The organism is Moraxella sp. (assembly GCF_024227015.1).
Taxonomy (GTDB): Bacteria; Pseudomonadota; Gammaproteobacteria; order Pseudomonadales; family Moraxellaceae; genus Moraxella.
Genome location: NZ_JAAELD010000352.1, coordinates 1 through 8,584, shown reverse-complemented (window position 1 = coordinate 8,584; position 8,584 = coordinate 1). Strand labels below are relative to the sequence as shown.

The window sequence follows — 8,584 nt, the reverse complement described above, 5'->3', positions numbered from 1 at the left end:
TACTCAGGCATGAAATTTGGTATGTTTTTTATTGGTGAATATGTCAATGTCGTGGTGATTAGTGCCTTGATGACGTGTTTGTTTTTTGGGGGCTGGCTTGCCCCGTTTAACCTAGATTTGCCCTTTGTTCCGCCTGTGTTTTGGTTTTTGATTAAGACCTTGTTTTTTATGACCTTATTTGTGCTGGCTCGTGGCTCGCTCATGCGTCCACGTTATGACCAAGTGATGAATTTTGGTTGGAAAGTGTGTCTGCCTGTAACCTTGCTAAACCTATTGGCGACTGCTTTTGTGATTTTGATGGTGAATTAAATGTTTGCAACTTTGAAGAATACGGCGGTGGGCATATTTACCATAGTACGCTCTATGTGGATGGTAAATTCTCATGCCTTGCGTCCACGAGACACGATTTTGTACCCCGAACAGCCTGTGCCTGTACCGCCCCGTTTTCGTGGGCGAATTGTACTGACAAGAGACCCTGACGGCGATGAACGCTGTGTGGCGTGCAACCTATGTGCGGTGGCGTGTCCTGTGGGCTGTATTAGCCTACAAAAGGCGGAGCGTGAAGACGGTCGCTGGTATCCTGAATTTTTTCGTATCAATTTTAGCCGTTGCGTGTTTTGTGGCATGTGCGAAGAAGCCTGTCCGACTACTGCCATTCAGCTGACCCCTGATTTTGAATTGGGTGAATACAACCGCCAAAATCTCGTCTATGAAAAAGAGCATTTGCTGATTAGTGGCGTGGGCAAATACCCAGAGTATAACTATTATAGAGTAACAGGCATGGCAACGGACGATAAGCCCAAAGGGTCGCACGAGCGTGAAGCAGAGCCTGTCAATGTACGGAGTTTGTTGCCATGATTGATGTGTTAAAGGCGTTTTTGGCAAATGGCGATGCGGTGGGCTTTTATGCCTTGTCGCTGGTGGCGATTTGGGCAAGCCTAAGGGTGGTTACGCACGCCAATCCCGTCCATGCCATTTTGTCTATGATAGTCAGCTTACTTGCGGTGGCAGGGATTTTCTTTATCATCGGAGCTCCGTTTGCAGGCGTGCTTGAAATGATTGTCTATGCTGGGGCGATTTTGGTCTTGTTTGTGTTTGTCATTATGATGTTGAATCTCGGCACGGACACGCGTGAGGAGAAGACGTGGTTGACCGCCAATGCGTGGGCAACCCCGTTTTGTATGACGCTCATCATCGGTGGCGTGCTTGTTGGGTTTTTGACCGCAGGGGACAGCACCATGTTACAAGATAACACCATTGGCGTAAAGGACGTGGGCATTAGCCTATTTACCCAATATGTTTTGCTCGTGGAAGTGGCAGGATTTTTACTTTTGGGGGCGTTGGTGGCGGCGTATCATTTGGGTAAAAAAGCCCTAGATGATGAAAACGTGAGTCATTATCAAGATGACCCAAACAATGATGCACCAAACCGCCAGCCCGATGCACCTGTATTTAGCCAACAACAAGGGGGTAAATCATGAGTTCTTTACAAACGGCAATCCAAACGGCAGAGCTTGCCAGTCTTGGTGTGCCTGCTCACCATGCCTTGATTGTCTCGGCGATACTCTTTGTCATTGGCTTGGTTGGGGTTATGGCAAGACGCAATGTGTTGTTTATGCTCATGAGCTTAGAGATTATGATGAACTCAGCCGCCCTTGCCTTTGTGGTGGGGGGTAATATGTGGGGCAAGGCAGACGGGCAGATTATGTTTATTTTTGTCTTGACACTAGCGGCAGCAGAAGCGGCGATAGGGCTTGCCATACTCTTGCAGTTTTATCATCGCTTTAGAAGCCTTGATGTCAATCATGCCAGTAAGTTAAAGGGGTAGGGCGGTATGAATTTGTTAGCATTGACCTTTATTTTCCCCTTGATTGGCTTTTTGATATTAGCCACAGGGCGAGATAGAATTTCAGAAAAACTTGCCACAGTTATCGGCGTGGGGGTCATGGGTTTATCCGCCTTGACCACGGCAGTTGTGGGTATGGATTATCTGGCGAACAGCAGTGATAAAACGGTGTTTACGACACTGTGGACGTGGCTGTCGGTGGGCGGTTTTGCCCCAAAATTTGGCTTGGCGTTGGACGGTTTGTCCTTGACCATGACCGCCATTATCACAGGCGTGGGCTTTTTGATTCATCTGTTTGCCAGTTGGTACATGAAAGGCGAGACAGGATTTGCCCGTTTTTTTAGTTATCTAAATCTGTTTGTGGCAAGTATGTTATTGCTTGTACAAGCGGATAACTTACTCTTACTGTATCTGGGCTGGGAAGGCGTGGGCATTTGCTCATACCTGCTTATCGGTTTTTATTTTGATAACCGAGCCAATGGACGAGCGGCAATCAAGGCATTTACCGTAACTCGTGTGGGCGATGTGTTTTTGGCGATTGGGCTGTTTTTGTTGTATCAACAATTTGGCACGCTAGACATTCATACTGTCATCGCCAAAGCCCCTGAGCTGTTTACTGTCAATAACCCTACCATGGTGCTCACCGCTCTCATGCTTATCGGTGGGGCGTTTGGTAAATCGGCTCAAATTCCACTCCATACTTGGCTTGCCGATGCCATGGCGGGCCCCACGCCTGTGTCGGCTCTCATTCACGCCGCTACCATGGTAACGGCAGGGGTGTATCTGATTGCCCGCATGCACCCTGTCTTTATGCTGACCCCTGACGTGCTACTGTATGTGGTCGGTGGCGTAGGGGCGTTGTCTATGCTGGTGGCGGGATTTTGTGCGTTGGCACAGACCGACATTAAGCGTGTGCTTGCCTACTCTACCATGAGCCAGCTTGGTTATATGTTCATCGCTTTGGGCGTGGGGGCGTGGCAAGTGGCGATTTTTCACTTGATGACGCACGCATTTTTTAAAGCGTTGTTATTCCTAGCCAGTGGGGCGGTGATTATCTCAACGCATCATGAGCAAAATATCTTTAAGATGGGCGGTCTGCGTAAAAAAATCCCCCTTGTGTTTTGGTCGTTTGTCGTTGGTGGTGGGGCGTTGGTCGCTTTGCCCTTTGTTACGGTCGGCTTTTATTCCAAAGAAGCGATTTTGTGGGAGACTTATGCCACAGGGCACATGAGCCTATTTTGGGCAGGCGTGTTTGGGGCGTTTTTAACGTCAATTTATACCTTCCGTTTGATTTATTTGGTGTTCTTTGGGCAAGAAAAAACGCATGGCGAGAAGCTATCTGGTATCAGCTATGCCCTGCCTTTGGTGGTGCTACTGCTGCTATCCACAGGGCTTGGGGCACTCATTCATCCGCCTTTGGCAAATGTCTTGCCAGCGAGCGTTGGTAGCACCCTAACAGACGGCAAGCACACTGCCGAGATTATCGCTGTGGGCGTAACCGCTCTAGGCTTGGCGGCAGCTTACTTTTTGTATGTGCTTGACAAGGGTAAGATTTTGACAAAATGGACAAATTCTGCCTTTGGTGGGGCGTTTGCTTATTGGTGCTATCATGGGCTTGGATTTGACGCTCTTTATGATATTGTGTTTGTTAAGCCGTTTTTGGCGATTTGCAAGCTGTTAAAGGGCGACCCTATGGATAAGCTTTGGAACATTTTGCCAGCATTGGCAAGCGTGGGCAATAAGCTTACGACCAAAACTCAAACAGGGCGATTGGGCTCTCATGCGGTAAGTTTCGGCTTGGGTTTGGCAGTTGTGCTACTTTTGGCAATAATGATGGTGGTATAAGATGATGGAACAAAATTGGCTTTTGCCGACATTGATTGCCATTCCTTTTGTGGCGGGATTTTTGTGTTGGCTGATTGAAAAAGTAAATGACAAATTGCCACGTTGGATAGCGTTATTTGCCATGCTTGCCACCTTTGGGGTGAGTTTGGTACTGTGGCAACAGGGCGACTTTGGCAGTCTTATCGTAACAAATGATGCAGCCGAGGACGGCGCATTACCATGGGCGGCTGAGTTTATTGTGCCGTGGATTGAGTCTTTGGGCATTAACTTTCATCTGGCGATGGATGGTTTGTCGCTGCTCATGATTGCTTTGACGGCATTTTTGGGTGTTATGGCGGTCGGCTGTTCGTGGGGCGAGATTACCCGCCGAGTGGGATTTTTTCATCTTAACCTATTATGGTCATTGGGCGGTGTCATCGGTGTCTTTTTGGCGATTGATTTGTTCCTTTTCTTTTTCTTTTGGGAACTCATGCTATTGCCGATTTACTTTTTGATTGCCTTGTGGGGACATAACGCCACAGGCGGCAAAACCAAAGAATATGCCGCCACGAAGTTTTTCATTTATACCCAAGCATCTGGGCTGATTATGCTCATCGGCATCTTGATGCTGGTCATCATTCATTTTAGTCAAACAGGCGTGCTAAGTTTTGCTTATCATGATTTGTTGGGACTGGATTTGGGCAAATGGGAATATGCCATCATGCTGTGCTTTTTTATCGGCTTTGCAGTCAAATTGCCCGTATTTCCGTTACATGGCTGGCTGCCTGATGCCCACGCCCAAGCCCCAACAGCAGGTTCGGTGGACTTGGCGGGGATTTTGATTAAGACGGCGGCGTTTGGTTTGCTGCGTTTTGTGTTGCCGTTATTTCCTACCGCGTCTGCTGAATTTGCCCCTGTGGCGATAATTTTGGGGGCGATTGGGATTTTTTATGGGGCGTTTTTGGCATTTGCCCAAACCGACATCAAACGTCTGCTTGCTTATACCAGCATCTCACACATGGGTTTTGTGCTGCTTGCCATTTATGCAGGTAATATCATCTCGCTACAAGGCTTAATGGTGCAAATGATCGCTCATGGTTTATCTAGTGCGGCACTGTTCATCATGGCAGGTCAGCTGTATGAGCGTCTGCATACGCGCGATCTGAACTTGATGGGTGGTATGTGGGGTCAATTTCGCTATTTTGCACCGCTGCTTATGTTCTTCTGTGCGGCACTGCTCGGCATCCCTGGTACGGGCAACTTTATCGGTGAGATTTTGATTTTGATTGGTTCGTTTGATAAGTATCCTGTGATTGTGGTGCTTGCGACGATTAGCCTTGTACTTGGCGGATTGTATTCGTTGATTTTGATTTATAAGGCGCTTTTTGGGGATAATACCGCACCAAAATTAGCCAAAGAAAACGGTGGTCGCCTAAGAGATCTGGGCAAGCGCGAGTTATCACTTCTGAGTGTGCTTGCTATTGGGCTGGTCTGGCTTGGTCTGTATCCTCAGCCTGTGCTAAACACCTCTGATTCTGCGATGAGCTGGATTGCTAAGGCGTATGCTGATGAACTGCCTACCAAGCATCACACGCCGCATGGCATCGCTGATCATGTGCATGGACATCACCACCACGGACACCACTATCATCATGGGCATGCTCATCATGAACATAATCACGATGAGCACGATCATAGCAAGCATGGCAATTAAGGAGAAAATTTCATGAATCATCTAATCGAATCCTTAATGTCTGTTGCGCCGATGGTGATCGTTGCGCTGACAGCAGTGATCGTCATGCTTGCCATCGCAATCAAGCGTTCGCATTTTTGGTCGGCGACCTTAACGGTAATCGGACTAAATGCCGCACTCATCACGCTAATCGCGCAAGCATTTGGGGTGTTGCCAAGTGGCGCGCCGAATATGCTGTTTGTAGTGGATGGCTTTGCTGTATTTAACATTGCGATTATTCTAATTGCATCTTTGGCTTGCTGTACTTTGGCTTATGGGTACTTCCAGACGCTAACTGATAATAAAGATGAGCTGTATCTGCTCATGCTTATTAGCACGCTTGGGGCGATGTTGATGGCGTGTGCGACGCATTTGGCATCGTTCTTTATGGCGCTAGAACTACTATCCGTGCCGATGTATGGCATGCTGGCTTATGCGTTCATGCGTTCGCGTTCGTTGGAGTCCGGTCTTAAGTATCTGGTCTTGTCCGCCACAGCGTCCGCCACCCTACTTATGGGCATGGCATTTATCTTTGCTGATACTGGCGTATTGGGCTTCAAAGAGCTTGGACTGGCGCTTGTACATGGTCAGGCGAGCATGTGGTTTGCACTTGGTGCGATCATGATGGTGGTCGCGATTGCCTTTAAGCTGTCAGCGGCACCATTTCATTCATGGGTGTCTGACGTCTATGAGGGTGCGCCTGCACCTGTGGCGGCATTCTTGGCGAGCGTAAGTAAGGTTGCCATGATGGCATTGGCGATCCGCTTCTTGACGACCACCATGATTACAGAACTCAATGCATTCTATGGGGTACTGATATTAATCATCGCCGCATCGATCTTGCTGGGTAACTTGCTTGCCATTCGCCAAACGAACCTTAAGCGACTGCTTGCCTATTCTTCAGTGGCGCACATTGGTTATGCCTTGGTTGCACTGCTGAGTGTTGGTGCGGGTAGTGCTGGCGTGATTAGCATGTACATGGCGGTGTATGCATTGACTTCTATCGGCGCCTTTGGTGTGATTACCCTAATGTCGAGTCCTTATAAAGAGCGTGGACGTACGTCTATCTCAGGCGAGGCGGATGATCTAAGGTTCTATCAAGGACTGTTCTGGCGCAGACCTGTCTTGACGGCTGTCTTGACCATGATGTTGCTGTCATTGGCGGGCATTCCATTGACCGCAGGCTTTATGACGAAGTTCATGGTCATCTTCTCATCAGTGCAAGGCATGCGCTTTTGGGCGGCATTATTTGTGATCTTGGGTAGTGCGATTGGCTTGTCTTATTATCTGCGCGTACTGACCCAGCTGTATCAAAGACCTAAAGCGCATCTAGAATTTGACGCGCATCACGAATGGGGTATCAAGGCAGGCGGCATCATGCTGCTCGTCGTTACAGCGCTCATCATCTTCTTTGGTATTTTGCCAAATGGCTTGATGAATTTGGCAGGACTTGCGATCATTCAATAAGATGAGTCATTGATCGATGTATGAAACAAGTGTCCAGTTGGGCACTTGTTTTTTTATATAAAGTTGTTACAATTAAAATCAAATTTAAGACAACCAAATCAATCATAAAGAGAATAACAATGTCCGATCTAAACGCCACGCCCATCAAAGTGCTCTCTAAGACCGTCTGGTCGCCCACGCTATTTAGCTTCACCACCACACGCCCGGACGGATTTCGTTTCGATGCGGGGCAGTTTGTGCGTTTGGGTGTGGCTCCTGATGAATTGATGGTGAACGCCGATCAGCCCAAGCCTGCCATCAGCGCCAAGATTTTTCGTGCTTATTCGGTGGTGTCATCACCTTATGATGAGCATTTAGAATTTTTCTCTGTGGTCGTGCCCGATGGTGCGTTCACCAGTCAATTACAGCACTTGCAAGTTGGCGATACGCTATATTTGAACCCTGAGCCTTTTGGTTTTTTGACTCTTGCCCGCTATCAAGAGCCCGCCCCAAAAGATCTATGGCTGCTCGCCACAGGTACAGGGCTGGCGCCTTTTTTATCGATGCTGGGTGATCTTGACACTTGGCAGAAGTATGACGATATCGTGCTAGCGTACAGCGCCCGAACACAGGCAGAGCTGGCTTATATAGATAAGATTCAAGAGCTTCAGGCAGGCTTTGGCGAGCTTGTGGAGAATGCAGCGCGTTTTCATTTTATTCCCATCGTGACGCGCGAAGAGGTGACGGGCTGTCAGCATGACAGACTGCCTACGCTGATCGCTAATGGTAAGTTAGAAAATCATGCTACCATATCGCTAAACCCGGAGACTTCACATGTGATGCTCTGCGGTAATCCGCAGATGGTGGATGACACTAAGGAAGCCTTAAAAGCCAAAGGCTTAACCATGAACCGCCGCGGGGTGGGTAATATTGCGGTGGAGAATTATTGGTAAGCATTAAAAGACGCTAAAAAGGAAAATTTATGAAAGCTCTATTGGTTGTGGACGTTCAAAATGGTTTTGTCGGTGGTAATCTTGCGGTGGCAAATAGTCATACGATTATCCCCACGATTAATCGCTTGATTGCTCATTTTGATACTGTGATTTTGACCCAAGATTATCACCCTGCCGACCACATTTCATTTTACCAAAATCATGACGGCAAAGCCCCATTTGACAAGATAGAGCTACCCTATGGCACGCAGGTTCTGTGGAATGCCCACTGTGTACAAGGCACGAGCGACGCTGATTTTCATGCTGACTTACAAGCCGATAAAGCCGAGCTGATTATCCGCAAAGGCTATCATCGCCACATAGACAGCTATTCAGCATTTATGGAAGCCGATAGGGCGACCAAAACGGGGCTAGCGGGCTATCTTCACGAGCGGGGCATAGAAAGCGTGTATGTGGTGGGCATTGCCACTGATTTTTGTGTGGCGTGGACGGCGATAGATGCGGTAGAGTTTGGGTTTGATTGCACGGTCATCACGGACGCAACCGCCCCGATAGACATTAACGGCTCGCTGGATAAGGCAATGGCGGATATGACGGCGGTTGGAGTGAAATTTGTCAATTCAAAAGATATTTTAAATCAATGACTTGTAAAATTTTTAAAATTTTTAGCAAAAAATACTTGCCAAATTTTAAAAGTCGTATATAATACGCCCATCAAGACGACATCGACAGATGGTCTAGATAGATAACTTGGGGACGTGGCGGAATTGGTAGACGCACTGG

The 8,584-nt window shown here is 47.9% G+C and carries 9 protein-coding genes; all 9 read left to right on the top strand.

The genetic code is table 11. From position 1 onward, the window contains the following. The coding region (locus GY683_RS07935) for an NADH-quinone oxidoreductase subunit H (RefSeq protein WP_297288218.1) at positions 1 to 309 on the top strand (309 nt) is incomplete at its 5' end. After that, on the top strand, positions 310 to 858 hold the full coding sequence (gene nuoI / locus GY683_RS07930; RefSeq protein ID WP_029102048.1) for an NADH-quinone oxidoreductase subunit NuoI: 549 nt from the start codon (positions 310 to 312) through the stop codon (positions 856 to 858). It begins immediately after the preceding gene. Next, positions 855 to 1,481 carry an NADH-quinone oxidoreductase subunit J gene (nuoJ, locus tag GY683_RS07925; RefSeq protein WP_297288217.1) on the top strand — a complete coding sequence of 209 codons (627 nt, stop codon included), beginning with the start codon at positions 855 to 857 and terminating at the stop codon, positions 1,479 to 1,481. Before nuoI ends, nuoJ begins: the two co-directional genes overlap by 4 nt. After that, positions 1,478 to 1,828: an NADH-quinone oxidoreductase subunit NuoK gene (gene nuoK / locus GY683_RS07920; protein WP_297288216.1), complete on the top strand. Its 351-nt coding sequence runs from the start codon at positions 1,478 to 1,480 to the stop codon at positions 1,826 to 1,828. Before nuoJ ends, nuoK begins: the two co-directional genes overlap by 4 nt. A gap of 6 nt (positions 1,829 to 1,834) precedes the next feature. Next, positions 1,835 to 3,691, top strand: coding sequence for an NADH-quinone oxidoreductase subunit L (gene nuoL, locus GY683_RS07915; protein WP_297288215.1), 1,857 nt, complete (start codon positions 1,835 to 1,837; stop codon positions 3,689 to 3,691). A gap of 4 nt (positions 3,692 to 3,695) precedes the next feature. Then, entirely contained in the window at positions 3,696 to 5,384 is a 1,689-nt protein-coding gene (gene nuoM, locus GY683_RS07910) for an NADH-quinone oxidoreductase subunit M (protein ID WP_297288219.1), read from the top strand. 12 nt (positions 5,385 to 5,396) lie between these two features. Beyond that, a complete protein-coding gene (locus GY683_RS07905) occupies positions 5,397 to 6,869 on the top strand; it encodes an NADH-quinone oxidoreductase subunit N (protein ID WP_297288214.1) in 1,473 nt (490 codons plus the stop codon). Positions 6,870 to 6,988: 119 nt separating this feature from the next. After that, positions 6,989 to 7,801 carry a ferredoxin--NADP reductase gene (locus GY683_RS07900; protein WP_297288213.1) on the top strand — a complete coding sequence of 271 codons (813 nt, stop codon included), beginning with the start codon at positions 6,989 to 6,991 and terminating at the stop codon, positions 7,799 to 7,801. Between the two features lie 29 nt (positions 7,802 to 7,830). Further along, positions 7,831 to 8,445 carry a bifunctional nicotinamidase/pyrazinamidase gene (gene pncA / locus GY683_RS07895; RefSeq protein WP_297288212.1) on the top strand — a complete coding sequence of 205 codons (615 nt, stop codon included), beginning with the start codon at positions 7,831 to 7,833 and terminating at the stop codon, positions 8,443 to 8,445. Positions 8,446 to 8,584 lie beyond the last annotated feature (139 nt).